General features: G+C 36.8%; 21 protein-coding genes. 1 reads left to right on the top strand and 20 read right to left on the bottom strand.

Features of this window, described 5'->3' with window-relative positions:
* Positions 1-3: 3 nt before the first annotated feature.
* Positions 4-483 carry a CtsR family transcriptional regulator gene (locus tag EO120_RS00580; protein WP_127133565.1) on the bottom strand — a complete coding sequence of 160 codons (480 nt, stop codon included), beginning with the start codon at positions 481-483 and terminating at the stop codon, positions 4-6.
* 213 nt (positions 484-696) lie between these two features.
* Here EO120_RS00580 and EO120_RS00575 point away from each other — a divergent pair, with 213 nt between their 5' ends.
* On the top strand, positions 697-1,203 hold the full coding sequence (locus tag EO120_RS00575) for an S-adenosylmethionine decarboxylase family protein (protein ID WP_127133564.1): 507 nt from the start codon (positions 697-699) through the stop codon (positions 1,201-1,203).
* Between the two features lie 70 nt (positions 1,204-1,273).
* Here EO120_RS00575 and EO120_RS00570 read toward each other — a convergent pair whose 3' ends face one another.
* From EO120_RS00570 to EO120_RS00480, 19 genes are all read right to left on the bottom strand, one after another.
* Entirely contained in the window at positions 1,274-1,957 is a 684-nt protein-coding gene (locus EO120_RS00570; protein WP_127133563.1) for an HAD hydrolase-like protein, read from the bottom strand.
* A gap of 1 nt (position 1,958) precedes the next feature.
* Entirely contained in the window at positions 1,959-2,381 is a 423-nt protein-coding gene (gene sufU / locus EO120_RS00565; protein WP_127133562.1) for a Fe-S cluster assembly sulfur transfer protein SufU, read from the bottom strand.
* 15 nt (positions 2,382-2,396) lie between these two features.
* Positions 2,397-3,626: a SufS family cysteine desulfurase gene (locus EO120_RS00560; protein WP_127133561.1), complete on the bottom strand. Its 1,230-nt coding sequence runs from the start codon at positions 3,624-3,626 to the stop codon at positions 2,397-2,399.
* A 12-nt stretch (positions 3,627-3,638) separates the two neighbouring features.
* The gene (locus tag EO120_RS00555; protein ID WP_127133560.1) at positions 3,639-4,685 is read right to left on the bottom strand and encodes a SufB/SufD family protein; all 1,047 of its coding nucleotides are present in this window, start codon (positions 4,683-4,685) and stop codon (positions 3,639-3,641) included.
* Between the two features lie 9 nt (positions 4,686-4,694).
* A complete protein-coding gene (gene sufB, locus EO120_RS00550; protein WP_127133559.1) occupies positions 4,695-6,104 on the bottom strand; it encodes a Fe-S cluster assembly protein SufB in 1,410 nt (469 codons plus the stop codon).
* Between the two features lie 8 nt (positions 6,105-6,112).
* Positions 6,113-6,856 carry a Fe-S cluster assembly ATPase SufC gene (gene sufC / locus EO120_RS00545; protein ID WP_127133558.1) on the bottom strand — a complete coding sequence of 248 codons (744 nt, stop codon included), beginning with the start codon at positions 6,854-6,856 and terminating at the stop codon, positions 6,113-6,115.
* 380 nt (positions 6,857-7,236) lie between these two features.
* Entirely contained in the window at positions 7,237-8,493 is a 1,257-nt protein-coding gene (locus EO120_RS00540) for a diaminopimelate decarboxylase family protein (protein WP_127133557.1), read from the bottom strand.
* Between the two features lie 59 nt (positions 8,494-8,552).
* Positions 8,553-8,972 carry a DoxX family protein gene (locus EO120_RS00535; RefSeq protein WP_127133556.1) on the bottom strand — a complete coding sequence of 140 codons (420 nt, stop codon included), beginning with the start codon at positions 8,970-8,972 and terminating at the stop codon, positions 8,553-8,555.
* Positions 8,973-9,209: 237 nt separating this feature from the next.
* A complete protein-coding gene (locus EO120_RS00530) occupies positions 9,210-10,550 on the bottom strand; it encodes a CitMHS family transporter (protein WP_127133555.1) in 1,341 nt (446 codons plus the stop codon).
* 429 nt (positions 10,551-10,979) lie between these two features.
* Positions 10,980-12,605: a chaperonin GroEL gene (gene groL / locus EO120_RS00525; protein WP_127133554.1), complete on the bottom strand. Its 1,626-nt coding sequence runs from the start codon at positions 12,603-12,605 to the stop codon at positions 10,980-10,982.
* Positions 12,606-12,635: 30 nt separating this feature from the next.
* Positions 12,636-12,917, bottom strand: coding sequence for a co-chaperone GroES (gene groES / locus EO120_RS00520; RefSeq protein ID WP_127133553.1), 282 nt, complete (start codon positions 12,915-12,917; stop codon positions 12,636-12,638).
* A gap of 278 nt (positions 12,918-13,195) precedes the next feature.
* Entirely contained in the window at positions 13,196-13,771 is a 576-nt protein-coding gene (locus EO120_RS00515) for an ANTAR domain-containing response regulator (RefSeq protein ID WP_127133552.1), read from the bottom strand.
* Positions 13,772-13,776: 5 nt separating this feature from the next.
* Positions 13,777-15,156, bottom strand: a complete 1,380-nt coding sequence (locus tag EO120_RS00510) for a sensor histidine kinase (protein ID WP_127133551.1) — start codon at positions 15,154-15,156, stop codon at positions 13,777-13,779.
* Complete coding sequence (gene tsaD, locus EO120_RS00505; protein ID WP_127133550.1) at positions 15,153-16,190, bottom strand: tRNA (adenosine(37)-N6)-threonylcarbamoyltransferase complex transferase subunit TsaD; 1,038 nt, start codon at positions 16,188-16,190, stop codon at positions 15,153-15,155. The genes EO120_RS00510 and tsaD overlap by 4 nt, the downstream gene beginning before the upstream one ends.
* On the bottom strand, positions 16,187-16,636 hold the full coding sequence (gene rimI, locus EO120_RS00500; protein WP_127133549.1) for a ribosomal protein S18-alanine N-acetyltransferase: 450 nt from the start codon (positions 16,634-16,636) through the stop codon (positions 16,187-16,189). Before rimI ends, tsaD begins: the two co-directional genes overlap by 4 nt.
* On the bottom strand, positions 16,626-17,390 hold the full coding sequence (tsaB, locus tag EO120_RS00495) for a tRNA (adenosine(37)-N6)-threonylcarbamoyltransferase complex dimerization subunit type 1 TsaB (RefSeq protein ID WP_127133548.1): 765 nt from the start codon (positions 17,388-17,390) through the stop codon (positions 16,626-16,628). The genes rimI and tsaB overlap by 11 nt, the downstream gene beginning before the upstream one ends.
* Positions 17,374-17,865: a tRNA (adenosine(37)-N6)-threonylcarbamoyltransferase complex ATPase subunit type 1 TsaE gene (tsaE, locus tag EO120_RS00490; RefSeq protein WP_127133547.1), complete on the bottom strand. Its 492-nt coding sequence runs from the start codon at positions 17,863-17,865 to the stop codon at positions 17,374-17,376. The genes tsaB and tsaE overlap by 17 nt, the downstream gene beginning before the upstream one ends.
* Entirely contained in the window at positions 17,858-18,835 is a 978-nt protein-coding gene (gene thiL, locus EO120_RS00485; RefSeq protein WP_127133546.1) for a thiamine-phosphate kinase, read from the bottom strand. Before thiL ends, tsaE begins: the two co-directional genes overlap by 8 nt.
* A gap of 98 nt (positions 18,836-18,933) precedes the next feature.
* Complete coding sequence (locus EO120_RS00480; RefSeq protein ID WP_127133545.1) at positions 18,934-19,491, bottom strand: GerMN domain-containing protein; 558 nt, start codon at positions 19,489-19,491, stop codon at positions 18,934-18,936.
* Positions 19,492-19,493: the final 2 nt, after the last annotated feature.

Genomic DNA, 19,493 nt, shown 5'->3' with positions numbered 1-19,493 from the left:
GCATCAGTCCTTCCGCAAGATTTCAATCATAGATGCATATAGATTTCGAATTGCTTCATTTCTTGATTCATAATCCACATGCTCAATTAAAGTAGCAAAAGAATTATGCATCATTTGTGCCTCTCTACGAGTTATTTTATCGCCTTGTAACAATTGGAATAATGATTGGTCTACATCCTGCAAATCGATGAGTCGTTCTACCGTATTAGGACCTTCATAGATTCGGTAAGTTGTAACAGCAGGCACCGTATTCGAAGATACAGGAGCTAGTTTTTGAATCCGAATATAACCACCTAATCCACGTCGTGATTCAACATCAAATCCACGTTCATTGGAAAAACGAGTACTTAATACATAGCTAATTTGAGATGGTGCACAATTTAATTCATCTGCTAACTCATTGCGTTTTAGAATCAAACGCTCTTGTTCTTCCATCAATTTATCTAAAATAAATTTTTCTATTTTATCTGCAATCATACTCATAATTAACACCTCTTTGTCTTTTTGCCTTTTAGCATTTACTTTATTATATTTGACTATTTGACCAATGTCAACATAAAGGTCAAATGTTTTATAGTTAGACTTTTATTGAGCATACCAGAGTTAAAAAAATACAAATTTGTTATAAATGGACGAAACTAATAAATCAATGTATAATATAAAAGATATTTACCGTATATGAAGGAAGGTGCGACAATGGCAAATGCATTAGGACAACAATTATTAATCGACTTATATTCTTGTGATGATGAAATAATTACCTCTACAACAGCTATACAAGAAAGCGTAACAAGTGCTTTTGATGATGCTAATTTAGCGGTAGACGAAATCAGTTGCCAAGTATTAGATGATGAAATCAACATCATTGCTATCGCCCATCATTTCCACTTTACCTTACATGCCTATCCATCACTAGGCTATGTAGCTATCGATTGCTATTCCTTTGAACGCGATATACCTTTTACAGTATTAATGAAATGCCTTCGCCACTCCTTTGGTGCAGAAAAGGTAAAAGCTACTAGCGTACAACGTGGCGACTTTGGCAATGAGCGAGATATGAAACCTCGTCGTAAAACAAAAATTACCACTTTAGGCCGTGTATCTCGTACGCGTATTCAATTAAAACAAACTGGTGGCAAATTAAAAAACCAATCTGCTAAGGTGATTAGCTCTTTAGCTAAGAAAAGCGGACTAAAAAAATGATAACACAAAAGCGCCAATCATGTTCATTCATAACATGATTGGCGCTTTTTATAGCATCAGTATACTTTACTTATCTACGAACCATCATTTCCTCTAAATCGAGGGTCATCACGATATCGTCAGCATCATCGCAGAGATATTCTGCATTCGCTTCATTTAATTCGCGCTCTGTACCATATCCATAAGTGACACCAATGGATATACAACCTAACTCATTAGCAGATTCTACATCGTATTTTCTATCTCCCACCATGTAGATAAGGCGCCGGCCATTGCCATCAGTTAAAGGATTACCACAAAGCTCAATAGCCTTTTGAAGAATATCCTTCTTATGCATGAGGTCTTCTTGATAATTAGCACCAACAACAACATCAAAATAGTCAGAAATAGAAAAATATTCCAAAATTTCTTTTGCGTACACCTCTGGTTTTGCCGTTGCCAATGCCACGGTATATTGTTCAGATTTAACTTTACCTAGTAAATCGACTATATTGGGATACAGTTTATTCTCGAATTTACCGATTGTACCATATCGTTCGCCAAATTTTTTGTAAACTTCTTCTGCCTGCTCTAATGTCATACTACAGTGTTCTTGCAAAGAATCTACAATAGGTGGTCCTAAAAACAATAACAATGTATCATAAGATGGTACTTCATAACCAAAATGGTTTAAAGCAAATTCAATGCTTTTTAAAATACCTTCTTGAGAATCTGTTAATGTTCCATCTAAGTCGAATATAATCGTCTTTTTCATACTAATTTAATGCCTCTTTCAATGTATGCCATGCAAGAACAGCACATTTTACACGAGCTGGCATATTAGAAATATTTTGCAATGCCATCGCATCTTCTAATTCTTCTAATTCTGCTTCATCAGTAACATCTTTTTTAATCATTCCTAAGAATAATTCTACTAAACGCAAAGCTTCTTCTACAGATTTGCCTTTAATAATATCAATCATCATAGAAGCAGACGCTTGACTAATAGCACAACCAGAACCAGTATAAGCTGCATCTTTTACAATACCATCTTCTACATTGACTTGTAGTGTCAAATCATCGCCACAACTTGGATTATGCCCATGTTCAGAAGCAGTAAATCTTGCCAATTCACGTTTATTACGCTTATCTTGGTTATGTTCTAAGATAAGTTCTGTATATAATTGATCCATTTCCATAGACTATCTAATCTCCTAATCTTGCAATCCCATAACAGAGCGTACAGTTTTTAATACTTCTAAAAATACATCTAAATCTTCTTTTCTAGTATATAGATACATACTTAAACGAGTAGATGCAGAAATATTATAAAATGCACCTAATGGCTGTGCACAATGATGTCCAGAACGTACACAAATACCTTTAGAATCAAGAATTGTAGCCACATCATGAGGATGTACATCATCTACGGTGAAAGCAATGACACCATGTTTTTCCTTTGGATTTGTAGTCCCTACAATATGAACATGAGGAATCTCAAGCATTTTAGGCAATACGTAGTCTACTAACTCTTCTTCATACGCTTCAATAGCATCCATACCGAAAGAATCTAAATAGTCCATAGCAGCATGTAAAGATACTGCACCATCAGCATTCGGTGTACCAGCTTCAAATTTATAAGGCAATTCATTGAATGTAGTAGTTTGTTCTTTTACATATTCAATCATATCTCCACCTAATAAAAACGGTGGCATCGACTCTAGTAAATTGCGTTTACCATAAAGTACACCAATCCCTTGGGAAGCACACATTTTATGTCCTGAGAATACAAAGAAATCACAATCTAGTTCTTGCACATCGATTTTCATATGTGGCGTAGATTGAGCTCCATCAAGAACGACTACAGCCCCAACAGAGTGAGCCTTTTCAGTCAATTGTTTTACTGGAAATTCCATTCCAAGCACATTGCTAACATGAGCAAAAGCTACAATTTTTGTACTTTCATCAATTTTATCAATTTCCCCGTCTTTTAAGTGCCCTGTTTCATCTAAATACATGTATTCCAATGTAGCACCTGTTTTTTGTGATACATACTGCCATGTTACAAGATTAGCATGATGTTCTGCTACAGTAATAATAATTTTATCTCCTTTATTGAGATTATTAAGGCCGTAGCTATGAGCAATGAGGTTCATAGACTCAGTACTATTACGGGTAAATACAATTTCTTCCCGCTCACGAGCATTGATGAATTCCACAACACGATCTCGAGCATTTTCATATGCTTCGGATGCTTCAATAGCTAAAATGTGAGATCCTCGATGAGGGTTACCATTATGGTGAAGCATATGGTCTACTACGCGATCTATAACCATCTGAGGAATTTGTGCAGTTGCACCACTATCTAAATAAATAACACGGTGCCCATTATGCTCTTTATGTAATATGGGAAAATCTTTGTATGCTTCTGTAATAGGTCTCATAACAATTCCTCTTTAAATTTTATTACGTACTGCAGTAAGAGCAGCATCTTCAATGACTTCATCACCAATGCGGTCAATAATTGGACGAATCATAGACTCAACAATCATATGCTTTGCTTCTACTTCGCTAAAACCACGACTCATAAGGTAGAACAATTTATTCGCATCAATTTGTCCTGCACTAGCGGCATGATTACCTACTACATTATCTTCTTTACACAACAACAATGGCAAAGAGATAGATTTAACAGTAGGATCCAATAATAAACAGGTATCTTCTTCGGCCCCTTCAGATGCAGTAGCACCACGAAGAAAATCTAATGTGCCACGGAAAGATTTTTTTGCCCTATCACTTAAGGCACCTAATGTATGGATATCACTAAAAGATTTCTTACCTCTGTGAGTCATTACCATAGAAATATCAAACTTTTGATCTTTATTACCTAAATAAGCAATATCGTGAACAATTTTACAAGCTTCGCCTTGTAAATCATGTTCATAATGTAAGAAGTTTTCTTTACCGCCCACTTCTACATTGATAAATTCCACATCAGCACGCTCTTCTAATTTGGTATAGCGATGTTCAATATGTTGTAATGTAGAACCTAAGAGGTTTACTTTTTTAACAACTACTTTTGCGTCAGCATTTACAACATACTCGTTTAAATATTGTATATTAGTAGCTTCTTTAGATTCACCATCCAAATAAAATTGAACTTCTACGTCTGCACCTTCACCGATGATGAATTGGAATCGACTAGCAATGCGAGCACTGCCATCGATGCGAATACCAATAACTTCTTTTGCTTGTGCTGGCACTTCAATGCGATATGCTTCTGCTGTATCAATTAATTGACACAATGCTTCACTATTAGCGCCTTTATAATTTTCATTAACTAAAGCCGTACCTATAGGTAAAGTAGCAATAATAGCATCATTACCTTTTACAATAACACCTTTAGCTTCTTCTGCTTCGCCCCATAGACTTGCTGGAGTATGGTTTACACGTAACCATCTAAAGGTAGGTCTTGGGAGTTCATTAAATAGTAATTCGCTCATATGGACCTCCTAACCGATAGAACCTTCTAATTCAAGATTAATTAAATTGTTCATTTCTACAGCATATTCAAGTGGCAATTCTTTAGAAATAGGCTCAACAAAACCGCGTACAAGCATAGCGCGAGCCTCTTCTTCACTAATACCACGAGTCATTAAATAGAAAATCGCTTCATCTGAAATACGGCCAATTTTCGCTTCATGACCTAAATCAACATTATCATTTTCTACAATAATGGCTGGAATTGTATCGGATTGAGAAATCTCATCAAGCATCAAGGATTCACAAGATACAGTAGCTTTTGCATGTTCTGCATTAGGACCGATTTTCAAAAGGCCACGATAGATGGCAGCACCGCCGGATTTGGAGATAGATTTAGAGTTTACATTACTTGTCGTATACGGTGCATTATGTACCACTTTACAACCAGTATCTAGGAACTGACCTTCCCCAGCAAATGTAACGCCAGTAAATTCAGCATGAGCCCCTTCACCATTGAGGATACTCATTGGATACAAACATGATACACGGGATCCAAAAGAGCCAGAAACCCATTCAATAGTGCCACCTTTACCAACAATAGCTCGTTTTGTATTCAAATTGTACATATTCTTGGACCAGTTCTCAATGGTAGAATAGCGTAATGTAGCATTATCTTTTACAAACAATTCTACGGCTCCTGCATGAAGATTGGATATATCGTATTTAGGAGCAGAGCAACCTTCGATGAAATGCACCTTTGCTCCTTCTTCTACGATAATCATCGTATGTTCAAATTGACCTGCACCTGGTGCATTTAACCGAAAATAAGATTGTAATGGAATATCTACTTGTACGCCAGCCGGTACATACACAAAAGAACCACCAGACCATACCGCACCATGAAGAGCTGCCCATTTATGATCTGTAGGTGGAATCAACGTCATCCAATATTGCTTAACAATATCTTCATGTTCATGAAGAGCCGTTTCAATATCAGTATAAATAACACCTTGCTTTACAAGATCTTCTTGAATGCTATGATACACAACTTCTGAATCGTATTGGGCCCCTACACCAGCAAGCGATGTTTTTTCTGCTTCTGGAATACCAAGGCGGTCAAAAGTATTTTTAATATCCTCTGGAACTTCATTCCAGTCTTCCTTCATATCTACCTTTGGCTTTACATAGGTATGAATATTTTCCATATTTAAACCGCTAATATCAGGAATCCAATTAGGAATCCCCATGCGATTATAAATGTCTAGAGATTTCAAACGGAACTCTAGCATCCATTCAGGTTCTTTTTTATTAGCCCAGATTTCGCGAACGATTTCTTCCGTTAAACCAGCATTGGCAATATAAGAATATTCAAATTCATTCTTAATATCATAGACGCCGCGATCCATCTCCGCTAATTGGGTCTTTTTTCGTTGTTCCATTCTGCCTCCTAAGCTAATGTTTTATATGCGTCGTAACCTGTTTCTTCGATTTCACGCACTAAAGAAGCATCACCAGTCTTAACAATTTTACCGTTAATCAAAACATGAACAAAATCAGGTTTTAATTTTTGAAGGATTTGATTATGATGAGTGATAATCAATACCGCATTATCCTCATTATGGAAACGACCAACCCCTTCGGATACAATACGTACAGCATCGACGTCGAGACCAGAGTCAGTTTCATCGAGAATAGCCAATTTAGGGTTCAAAATAGACATTTGAAGAATTTCATTTTTCTTGCGTTCACCACCAGAGAAACCTTCATTTACATAGCGCTGTGCATAGGACGTATCAAAGGACAATTCATCCATTTTTTGTTTCAATTCTTTTTTAAAAGCTAAGGCGCGTACAGTTTCACCTGTAATGGTAGATTTTGCAGTACGAATAAAGTTTTCTACAGTAATCCCAGGAACAGAGATTGGGTTTTGAAAAGACATGAAAATACCTTTTTTTGCACGGTCATTAACAGCATCTTCTGTAATATTTTCCCCATCAAATGTGATAGAACCTTTATCTACAGTATATAAAGGATTACCCATAATAGCATTTGCTAATGTAGATTTACCAGCACCATTAGTACCCATAACTACGTGGATTTCACCTTTATTAATTGTCAAATCAATACCTTTTAGAATCTTTTTATCCTCAACGGATACCTCTAAATCTTTTATCTGAAGTAGTTCAGCCAAAATATTTCACTCCTTTGTCATCACTCTATCGATCTATATAAGTTATACATTTATAGTACACATATAAAAAGGCGGTACGCACAAAGGTGAATACCGCCGTAATTTCTCGCTACTTTAGCAAGCATGTGCATAACAATCTACACTCATTATACATTCTTATCTAAATGATAGCAAGATAATCCTACTAAAATATACAGGAATTAAAAAATTTCCTTATGTATTCAGATTCCACAGTATATTTTAATAGTCATTCTCAACTCTATTTAATTCTCAATATCTATTTTCTTATAGCAATTAAAATTGTGCAAATCCTATATTCGCCAAACTAATCATCCCTAGAAATAAGAAACATTTATCTATACTTAGATTAGCTTTCACAATTACAAATTAGAAAAATCTAATGTGCTAAATAAATCATCATATGTTTCAGCACGGCGAATTTGTGTAACAGAACCATCTTTGTGTAATAAAAGTTCTGCAGAACGCAATTTACCATTGTAGTTAAAGCCCATTGCATGACCATGAGCACCAGCATCGTGGATAATGATACGATCGCCGATATCGATTTTAGGCAATTCTCGTTGAATGGCGAATTTATCATTATTTTCACACAAGGAACCTGTTACATCATATACATGATCTTTTGGTGCATTTTCTTTCCCCATTACCGTAATGTGATGGTAGGAACCATATAATGCAGGGCGCATCAAATTAGCCATACAAGAATCTAAACCGATGTATTGACGGTAAATATCTTTTTTATGAATGGCTGTAGAAATGAGGTAGCCAAACGGTCCTGTTACCATACGACCACATTCATAAGCTAACTGAACATGAGGATAATTATTAGCCCCCAAGATATTGTCATATGCTTCTTTCACAGCAGCGCCTAGCTCGTTGAAATTAATTGGCTCTTCTTCTGGACGGTACGCAACACCTACGCCGCCACCAAGATCGATGAATTCGATATTGATGCCAAGTTTTTCACGGATTTCCAATGCAAATTCAAAGCAGATTTCAGCAGTTTGTTTATGTGCATTTACATCGCGATCATTAGATGCCAACATAACATGTAAACCAAAGTGTTTTACACCAAGATCTTTCATTTGTTTATACGCCTCTAATGCTTGTTCGCGAGTCATTCCGTATTTTGCTTCTGTTGGCAAACCAATGATGTCGTTACCGCCAGTTTTCAAATTACCTGGATTATAACGCAAGCACATTGTTTCAGGCAAAGAACCATGATGTTTCATCAAATAATCGATATGCGTAATATCATCTAAGTTAATAATAGCGCCAAGTTCCAACGCTTTTTTATATTCCACATAAGGCGTATCATTGGATGTAAACATAATGTCGTGACCAATGATGCCTACTTTTTCACAAAGCAATAATTCAGCCAAGGAAGAGCAGTCAGCGCCGACCCCCAATGATTGTAATAGACGCATAATGTAAGGATTTGGCGTTGCTTTCACAGCGAAATACTGTTTAAAACCTTCGTTCCAACTGAAAGCTGCCAAAAATTGGCGCATATTTTCCAAGATACCTTCTTCGTCATAAATATGAAATGGCGTTGGATATTGAGCAATAATAGATTCTAATTGCTCCGATGTAAATGGAAGTGTTTTTTGATTCATAATGACCTCTTATTATAAAAAGGAAAAGACTCATCGCTGATGAGTCTTTATAAACATAATTATTTTTTAAAGATAAATGCATCAAAACTATATCGGCCAGCCCCAGCAAAGAATAGCATAATAGCACCAAAGGCCATTTGAGACGGATAATCCCAACCAAAGAAATTACCATTAATGTGCAATATAGTTGCTACCGCTAATGTCCCTACCAATAATAGAGCACCAATACGAGTGAATAAACCAAGAATTATCAAAATACCACCAAGCATTTCAGCAATAGCTGCTGCAGTACCTAATAATTCATAACCACCAGACACACCAAGAGGTGCAAGCATAGCACCTACTTTATATAAGCCCTCAGATCCACTCAACCACTTTAAGTAGCCATGATAAAACATAGACGCACCTAAAGCAATGCGATAAAACAATAAGCCAAAGTTTATATAGTTTGGTTTACCTTTAAATAAGAAACTCAACATAATATCACCTCATAATAAATCGATTTTTATCTATATGGTTATTATACAGTGATAATGAATGCTATGTCAAATTAGACTCGAATATAAAATTCTATAGAATTATAACATAGATACCTAGTAAAATCAATTTTTATATCGAACCAACTAGGTTACCCTCAATAAAAAAACCGTAATGAACTACATTGTATTTCATTACGGTTTCTTTCATAAATTCTGTATGTTACATATGAAATTATATTAGATTGAGAATAAACCTAACATTGCACCAAAAGCTAAAGAAATGAGGGAAAGAATGAATAAGCGAGGAGCACAGAATTTCAACATATCTTTGATTTCTACGCCTGCCAAACCACATGCCAAGAATGTTGTTGCCGCATGAGGTGTAACTAATACACCGTAGTTTTTGGAAATCAACATTGCCATTGCCATATTGTGTCCATCAATACCAAACTTTTCACCTACACTGATTGCCAATGGAACGAGTCCAAAGAAGTAAGAATCAGTACCTAACAACATACCGATTGGCACACCAAGGATACCGAATACTGTTTGCAAATGACCACCAATTGCATCAGGCACTAAGCCGATGAGCAAGGAGGCCATAGATTTCATCATGCCAGTACCATCTAATACACCTAAGAATACGCCAGAAGCTAACAAGATCATAGGCATAGTTAATGCTGTATCAGCATGCATTTTGATAGCTTTAGATTGTGCTTTCGCACCAGGGAAGTTGATAATCAACGCTAGTGCTAAGCCAAGCATAAATGCGCCATATAATGGAATTTTTGTGAAGCAAAGAAGGCCGATTACAGCAAGAGTAATGAGCAAATTAACCCAAATCAATTTAGGGCGTTTCATTGCATCGAAATCTGCTTGGGAAGGACCCATATCATTTTCTTCAATAGTAGAATCAAGCAAAGCTGCTTTACCAGTTGGATTAAGACCAGCACCACGACGTTTTTCTACCCACCCCATATAGGCTGCGAACACGACAAGAATGATAAGACCAATACCTTGTAAAGGAATTAATTCTTGCCACAATGCATTTACATCTGCATTCAATACAACGCCAGTACGAGCTACAGGACCACCCCATGGTACTAAGTTCATAATACTCATAGCGGCCCCGATAATTACTAATAAGGTAACTGGACGAATGTGTAATTTTTTATACACAGGGAGCATCGCAGGAATTGTAATTAACAATGTAGATGCCAAAGCTCCGTCCATATGAGCAATTACAGCAATCAAAGAAGTTGCTACTGTAACAGCCATAATGTTATCGCCAGCTTTTCTAGCAAGCCAGTTAACCATTGGGTCAAACAAGCCTACATCGCCCATGAGAGAGAAAAATACGATAGAGAAAATAAATAATACCGCAGTAGACCAAGTTTTTGATACACCGGTTTTAATAAATTCAAAAATCTCTTGTGGACCAAAGCCAACAATAATTGCTGCTGCAATTGGAACAATAACAAAAATAGGTACAGGGTTTGTTTTAGATTGAATTAACGCCCAAATGATCGTTACAATCATCAATATCCCCATTGCACCAAGAAGTGTTTCTCCGTACATAAGGAAATCCTCCATAAGAAAACATGAAAGTTAGATTTTTGTAAGTGCGTTCATTCGTAACAATACAGAATAGTAATTAGTTAAATCACTAATACCATGCATAGAATGAATACTAGTCATTCTATGTTTTCATTATATAAGGTTCTTTAGTACAATGATAATAAAAGTCACTTATAGAGGGTATAAAAACTTTTGATGAACCATTAACTATACTAATTTTAAAATTATGTCTATTTTATCCACCAATATATGCAATTGGTTCATAAGTAACACGGTTCATAGATTTTATATCTCATCGGTTACAAGAATATTAAAGAGCATCTCTCACCATACGGAAAGAGATGCTCTTATTTCGGTTACTAGTTAGTAAGCTTTATATCAATGATTTAGTTTACTAAATCACATGTTGTTTATGACTAAGTCAGCAGATTACATCATACCGCCCATGCCACCCATTGGAGGCATAGCAGGCGCTGCAGCATTTTCATCTACTTTATCAGCTACGATTGTTTCAGTAGTCAATACAAGAGCTGCGATGGATGCAGCATTTTGAAGCGCAGAACGAGTTACTTTGGCAGGATCTACGATACCAGCTTTCACCATGTCTACGTATTCTTCAGTTAATGCGTTGAAGCCTACACCAGCATCAGTATTTTTCACTTTTTCAACAACAACAGAACCTTCAAGGCCTGCATTATAAGCGATTTGACGAACTGGTTCTTCTACAGCGCGTTTAACAAGGTTAATACCTGTTTGTACATCTCCAGTAGCTTCTAATGTATCAAGGGCAGGGATAATATCGATGAAAGTAGTACCACCACCTGCTACGATACCTTCTTCCACTGCTGCACGAGTCGCATTCAATGCATCTTCGATGCGAAGTTTTTTATCTTTCATTTCAACTTCTGTAGCAGCACCTACTTCGATAACAGCTACACCACCGGACAATTTAGCAAGACGTTCTTGCAATTTTTCACGGTCGAAATCGGAAGTTGTTTCTTCTACTTGTGCACGAATTTGGTTAACCCGTTGTGCAATTACTTCTTTGTTGCCTACGCCATCGATGATAGTAGTTTCATCTTTAGAAATGCGAACTTGACGGGCTGTACCAAGGTCTTCCAATTCAACAGAATCAAGTTTACGACCCATATCTTCAGTAATAACAGTACCACCAGTTAAAATAGCGATATCTTCAAGCATTGCTTTACGGCGATCACCGAAACCAGGTGCTTTAACTGCAACAGCTTTAAAAGTGCCACGCAAACGGTTTACAACCAATGTTGCCAAAGCTTCGCCTTCTACATCTTCAGCAATGATAAGAAGTTCTTTACCTACTTTTACTACTTTTTCAAGTGTTGGAAGCATATCAGCAATAGCACTAATTTTACGGTCAGTAATCAAGATGTAAGGATTATCCATAACTGCTTCCATACGGTCAGGATCAGTTACCATGTAAGGGGAAATGTAACCGCGGTCAAATTGCATACCTTCAACTACATTCAATGCAGTTTGCAAGCCTTTGGATTCTTCAACAGTAATAACACCGTCATTACCAACTTTCTCCATAGCTTCAGCAATCAAACCACCGATTTCTTCGTCAGCAGCAGATACACTAGCAACTTGAGCGATTTCTGCTTTGCCAGATACTTTAATAGCGCGTTTTTTCACTTCTTCTACCAAAGTATTAACAGCTGTTTCAATGCCTTTTTTCAAAATCATTGGGTTTGCACCAGCCGCCACATTACGCATACCTTCTTGAATCATAGCTTGCGCCAATACAGTAGCCGTAGTTGTACCATCACCAGCTACATCATTTGTTTTTGTTGCTACTTCTTTTACAAGTTGAGCACCCATGTTTTCAAATGGATCTGGTAATTCAATATCACGAGCAATAGTTACACCATCATTAGTAATGGTAGGGGCACCAAATTTTTTATCCAATACAACATTGCGGCCTTTAGGTCCCAATGTTACTTTTACCGCATTTGCCAATTGATCAACACCACGGCCAAGCGCGCGGCGAGCTTCTTCATTAAACAAAATTTCTTTTGCCATATCTATTACCTCCTAAACAGGAACTTTATATTATAAAACAGCTAAAATATCGCGTTCGCTAATAATCAAATGTGTAGCACCATCGATTTCCACTTCAGTACCAGCATATTTGGCAAACATAACGCGGTCACCAACATTAACTTCCAGAGCTACACGTTGACCATTATCATATACTTTACCAGCGCCTACAGCTACTACTTCACCTTCTTGAGGTTTTTCTTTTGCTGTGTCTGGAAGGAAAATACCACTTTTAGTTTTTTCTTCTTTTTCTACTAAACGAATTACAACGCGATCAGCTAATGGTTTTAACATACGATGTCACTCCTTATTTATTAGTTCATTTCTTTGTTAGCACTCAAATACATCGAGTGCTAATCACATGTATTATTATAACCGATGTCCAAATAATTGCAAGTATTATTTTTGATTTTTTGACTATTTTGATGTTTATTAATCTTTCTTCACTATTTTCACTTTGAATGCACTTTAATACCGCTATATAAGAACTATCAAATTTCTTATTTCTTATGCAACTATGTAAAAACCTCTAACATTCGATATATAAAGTCGAATGTTAGAGGTTTTTACATTTATTTAGTTCCACTAGCAGACTGTTTTATAATCAATTGCGCAATTTCTGCTACCGATGTACGTCGTTTCATACTTAATGTACGGATTCGCTGATACGCTTCATCCTCTGAAATATGATACAAATCCATCAAAATTCCTGTAGCTTTTTGAATGATTTTTCTCTCTTCCAATGATTTCTCTAAATCGAGAATCTGTTGTCTTGACATTGTATCATCATTAAATCGACCTATCGCCATTTGCAAAGTTGGTACTAGTTGGTCTTCTCGTACAGGTTTTATAAGATATCCGTACACACCAGACTCGCGAGCTCTATCAATTAAATCTTGTTGGCTAAAGCTAGTTAATAATACAACTGGTGCTAAATGAGCATATCCAATCTGTCTCGCTGCTTCAATCCCATCTAACTCCGGCATCTTCACATCCATAAGAACCACATCTGGTTGTAATGTTTTACACAAAGTAATAGCTTCTACACCATTACAACCTTCCCCTAATACTTCATGACCTTGGGACTCTAATATATCCCTCAAATCCATTCGTATTAAAGATTCATCATCAACAATGACTACACGCATATGTATCAGTCCTTTTTAATATATATTTTTACTACTCCACCAGGCACGCCTTTTTCAATCTCTATAGTACCATCTAATTCATGGGTAACAAGATTATTGATAATTTGCATACCCAATCGTTTACTTTTAGACATGTTAAATTCATTCGGAAATCCCACACCACTATCTTGTAAGATTAATCTCACTCGTTTCTCATCATCCTCTACGGTGAGCATTATATTTCCATCTTGACCTTGTAAACCGTGTTCTAAACTATTAGTAATCAACTCATTAATAATAAGGGAAATATAGCTAGCTTGATGAGAAGATACTATATGTTCAATACCAGTATAACGAAATTCAACTTCTTGATTTCGTTGCACCATGCTTTGACGCAGCAGTCTACATAATTCATCATATATAGATCGTATAGAAATATAGTCCTCATCATAATGTGATACTAAATCATGAACTAACGCCATACTTTCAATACGTGAAATTCCTTCTTGCAAAGCTACCTTCACTTCTGGCAAATTAGAGCGTCTCGCTTCCATCCGAAGTAATCCAGCTACAGTTTGTAAATTATTCTTTACGCGATGATGGATTTCTTTGATAATGGAATTTTTAACTAATAACTCTTGTTGTTGTTTACTTTCACGGGTGCAATCGTGAAGAACTAAAATACAGCGTGACTCATTACGGCCCATAGGGATAGGAATAAGCTGCTGGCGCAACACCATATGGTGGTAGACTTCTTCTGAAATAAAAGGACTACGCTCATGCAATACTTGTTGTATGGCAGACACTTTCAAAGAACTGCCAAAAATAGATGTACCTACTAATCTCCGATCCATACCAATAATATCAGCTAAATGTAGAGCCCCTTCATTACCATATAAAATAGTGCCCAATTGATCAAAAATAATAACTCCATCTAAATAGGAAATAGGCTCATACTCTTTGATATGCTCTTCAATAGTTGTCAACATAAGTCGATGCATGGTATCGGCCAGAGTATATTCTTGTAGTATGTCACATTCATTGCGTTCTACAAAAAAAGATATGCCACCGATAATTTTGCCACCATTATCGACGATGGGAAATACATATTCATAACCATGATATTGTGTATCTTGTAAGGCATTGCCAGTCTGCAATAAACGGTTCCACAAAAAGGAACTGCTCCGACGAACAACAGTCAATTCAGACTTTTGGGCACAAATACATAGAACCTGTTGTTTTTCTTCCTTTTTATTAGTCCTAATGAGCGGTGTATATATAGTAATGCGATGACGCGTTACAGACTCACCAAATACTAACAATTTACTAACATGAACTAATAAAGATGATTGTAGCGAATCGAGTGGTGTATAACACAATAACTCTTCATATATATCTCGACTCATTTAGATGTATCACCCCATGCAACAGCACCAATAGGTACACTGGGCTTAGCATTCAAATGTAAATCGCTAAATTTACCAGCTTGCGCCATATAATATGCGCGACAACCTATCATAGCCGCATTATCAGTAGATAAAATGCTACTCGGCTGATAATAGGTAAATCCTTCTATTTCACACATATGCTGTAACGCTTGTTGTAAACCTTTATTAGCAGACACGCCACCAGCAATAGTAATCTTAGTTTCCCCTAATGCACGAGCTGCATTTCGAGTTTTCTCTACTAATACATCTACAATAGCTTTTTGAAAGGATGCCGCCACATCTGCTTCATTAATAATTTCACCTTTTTGGCTCTTACTATTTAAGTAATTTAACACTGCTGATTTTAAACCACTAAAACTAAATTCATAATTGCCTTCCTCGTTAAGGGCTCGTGGAAAATCAATGGCCTCTGGATTTCCCATAGCAGCTAGTTTATCAATATGAGGTCCTCCAGGATAAGGAAATCCCATGACGCGCGCAATTTTATCAAACGCTTCCCCAGCTGCATCATCTCTCGTTTGCCCTAAAATCTCAAATTCTTCATAGTCTTTCACATGTACAATCATAGTATGACCACCAGATACGACAAGGCTCAGAAAAGGAGGTTCTAGTTCAGGATTTGCAAGAAAATTAGCAAATATATGCCCTTCCATATGATGTACCGGTACCAATGGAATTCCAGTGGCAAATGAAAGTCCTTTGGCAGCTGCAACCCCCACTAATAAGGCGCCTACAAGTCCAGGTCCATAGGTAACACCAATGTGGTCTATATCTTGTAAAGTCACTCCCGCATCAGATAGAGCCTGATCAATAACAGGAATTACTTGTTCAATATGGTGACGGGACGCAATTTCAGGTACGACGCCACCAAATTTTCTATGTATTGGTACTTGGCTAGAGATGACATTAGAAAGCACAGTACGTCCATCTTTTAGAACTGCTGCAGATGTTTCATCACAGCTACTCTCTAATGCTAATGTATATACACTCATGGTAATTCCTCTTTTACAAAAGACATAATATATGCATCTTCTTTTGGTTCTGAATAGTAATCTTTACGAATACCTTTTACAGTAAATCCTAACTGTCTATATAGTGACAAAGCGGGTAAATTAGATACGCGAACTTCTAAAAAGATTTCATTCATGCCTTTTTCAAAACATATATCAATTAACTGTTTTGTTAATATTCTTCCATATCCTTTACAACGTGCAGTAGGATGAACCGCAATATTGGTAATTTGACCTTCGTCATAAACGAGCCATGCCCCTGCATAACCCTCTATACCTAATTCCGTTTCTATTACTATATAGATTTTTTTATCTCGGTCACACAACTCAGCCTCGATAGAATCTAAGCTCCAGGGCACAGAAAAACAGGCATTTTCTATGCTATAAATCTCTTTAGCATCTTCTACAGTAGCAATTCTAATATTCATCGTATTCACGTCCTGCGGCTTCGATAATAGTTACGGTAGGCTCCTCATGTATATCTACGTCATCTTTATGCTTAGCTTCCCACAAAACCTCTGCTTCGCTGCGGCGAATATAATAGGGAACCATGTCCATTGGGTTTTCCATTTCACCTAGAGCAATGCGTTCACGACTGGCTACCAATAAAGAGCTAGCCCTTGGAATTCTATACATAGGATCAGCAATATGTAAATGCTCTACATTCTCTACTAATGGTGCAATACGCTTAATACCATCACCGACAAATATAACTGCATCACCTTTAGCTTGTAAGCGTTCTACTAACAGGTCTGCGGACACTACAAATGGAGCTTCTAATTGACGCAACCTTTCCCCTTCATAAGTATATAATGCAGCATACACATGTTGCTTTTGTGCATCGATAACAGTACAAATAATATGACTCGTATACGGAATATTGCGAGCCAATGCATCCATTGTCATAACGCCATATAATGGAATGTGTAACGCATACGCCATAGCTTTAGCAGTCCCCATGCCAATACGAAGGCCTGTGAAAGAACCGGGACCACTACTCACTACTATACCTTGTAATTCACTTTTTTGAACCTGTGTCATACGTAATAATGTATCAATGTGAGGCACTAATTGCTCGGAATGAGTAAGACCAGCTTGAATCGTAATTTCCCCTAGTAACCGTTCATCATTCATAACTGCTACACTAGACACAAGAGAACTTGTTTCAATGGCCAACCACATATGTACCTCCTATGGCAGCTAATTCTTCTTCAGTAATAATGGAACTCTCTAATTCCAATCGACGACTCGATGTATCTAATGTTGTAATAGTAATCCATAAAGTTTCAACAGGCAGTTCATCACTAAATTTGTCAGCCCACTCTACAATGCTGATTTGATTTTCTGTATATTCATAAAAACCAATATTTTCTAATTCACTAACATCATCTAGGCGATACAAATCGAAATGATATACATTACCTTTGTCATTGTTATAGGTATTCATTAGTGCAAATGTAGGACTCGTGATTTCCTCATTCACACCTAACCCCTTTGCAATGCCTTGGGACATATGAGTTTTACCAGTTCCCAAATCTCCTACTAAAGCAATACATAATGGTTCTTGTCGCTCTTGTATCCACTGTCCTAAACGGATACCTAGTGCTTGGGTAGCTTCTACACTGTGAGTTTCTAACACAATCTTATTTTTACTCATGAAAATGATTATATCCTTTCCCATCTAATGTTCTAATGGTTTTATCTTTCGTTATTGCCTGTACACTAGGGGTTCCTTCTATAACTTCACCAATAATAGTGATACCATCCAAATCTTGTAACGATGATTCTAATGACTTAGGCGCCGTAAATACAAGTTGAAAATCTTCTCCCCCATATAAGGCATAATCAACTGGATTTGTCTGTAAAGATGCAGCTAACTTATAAGTTTCTTCATGCAATGGCACTCTTGCTTCATCAATAATAATAGCAACTTGAGAGGCCTGAGCAATATCCCATAGTTCACTACTAAGACCATCGCTAATATCATTCATACTATGAATGCCTAATTCACGTAATTGTATACCCAACTCAATTTGAGGATTAGGCCGTTGGTGTCCAATAGTTGTCATAGAATACCCCTGTAAAGAATGGGTAAGCGCAGCTAAACCTGTAGCTGCATAGCCAATATAATTAGTAACACCAACAATATCACCCACCTTGGCACCACTACGAAGAACAGATTGTCCAAACGGGACCTCACCAATTATCGTTATAGTCCATACCATAGGCCCTTTAATACGAACCGTATCACCGCCAATTAGATTCACCCCAAAACGTCTACATTGGTCTTTTATACCGCGATAAATATCTTGTAATATATCCGTATCAACATACTCCTCTGCCGCTACCGACAAAACGACTTGTCTAGGAATCCCCCCCATAGCAGCAATATCGCTAAGATTAGCTGTCATTAATCGATATCCTACATCGTAGGGCATCATATAATGAAAGCTAAAATGTATACCTTCTACCATCGTATCAGTGCTAATCAGTTGATCGTAGCCTATACTCGATTTATATACAGCACAATCATCGCCAATACCATTTACTACAGTAGCTGGATCATAGATTGTATTATCTTGAATACTATGTATGAAATTAAATTCTCCTACGTCTTTTAGTTGCATAGTATCACCTTTTCTTAATGTATCATACATATGTATTGTAACACATAATTAAGCACATAAAAAATCGACCTCTTCCTCATAGGAAGAAGTCGATTTTATTATTTTACAATTAAATTTTCCATTCGTTTTAAAGGTTTCTTTGTATCAAAGGAACCTACAACAGGAACTTTCTTGCCATCGCTAACAAATAAAACACTATTGATATCATTAAATGATGTAAGTGTATTCACAATAGCTGCCATCTGTAATGTAACGGTAAGGTCCCCACCCTTACCAGCTATAAAGGCTTTATTTACTTCTACAGAAGCAACGCCATCCTTTACAGTAACCGATGTTATCTCTATATCTTTAGAAAAAATCGGATATTGCTGTTGTCTGTCGGCTTTTAACATGGCAAGTAACGCCGCCTTTGGCGTTACAGCATCAGTTGTTTCTACAGATACTTGTTTAACGCCCTTACCATCTTCTGTAGGAATGAAATATACCATTTTAATAGCCTTTGAAGTAGTTTTAGTTGTTTCCTCTCCAGTACTTACTTTTACAGATTGACTAGACGAATTAGTATCCATATTAGGTAATTGATTTGAACTGCAGCCTGCTCCGAGGATGAGGATGCTTACACAAGCAATTGCTGCCAGTTGATTACGAATATTCATCC

This window comes from Veillonella caviae (genome assembly GCF_003992125.1).
Lineage (GTDB): Bacteria > Bacillota > Negativicutes > Veillonellales > Veillonellaceae > Veillonella > Veillonella caviae.
The sequence above is the reverse complement of the archived record's forward strand: the minus strand, read 5'-3'. Positions and strand labels throughout refer to the sequence as shown.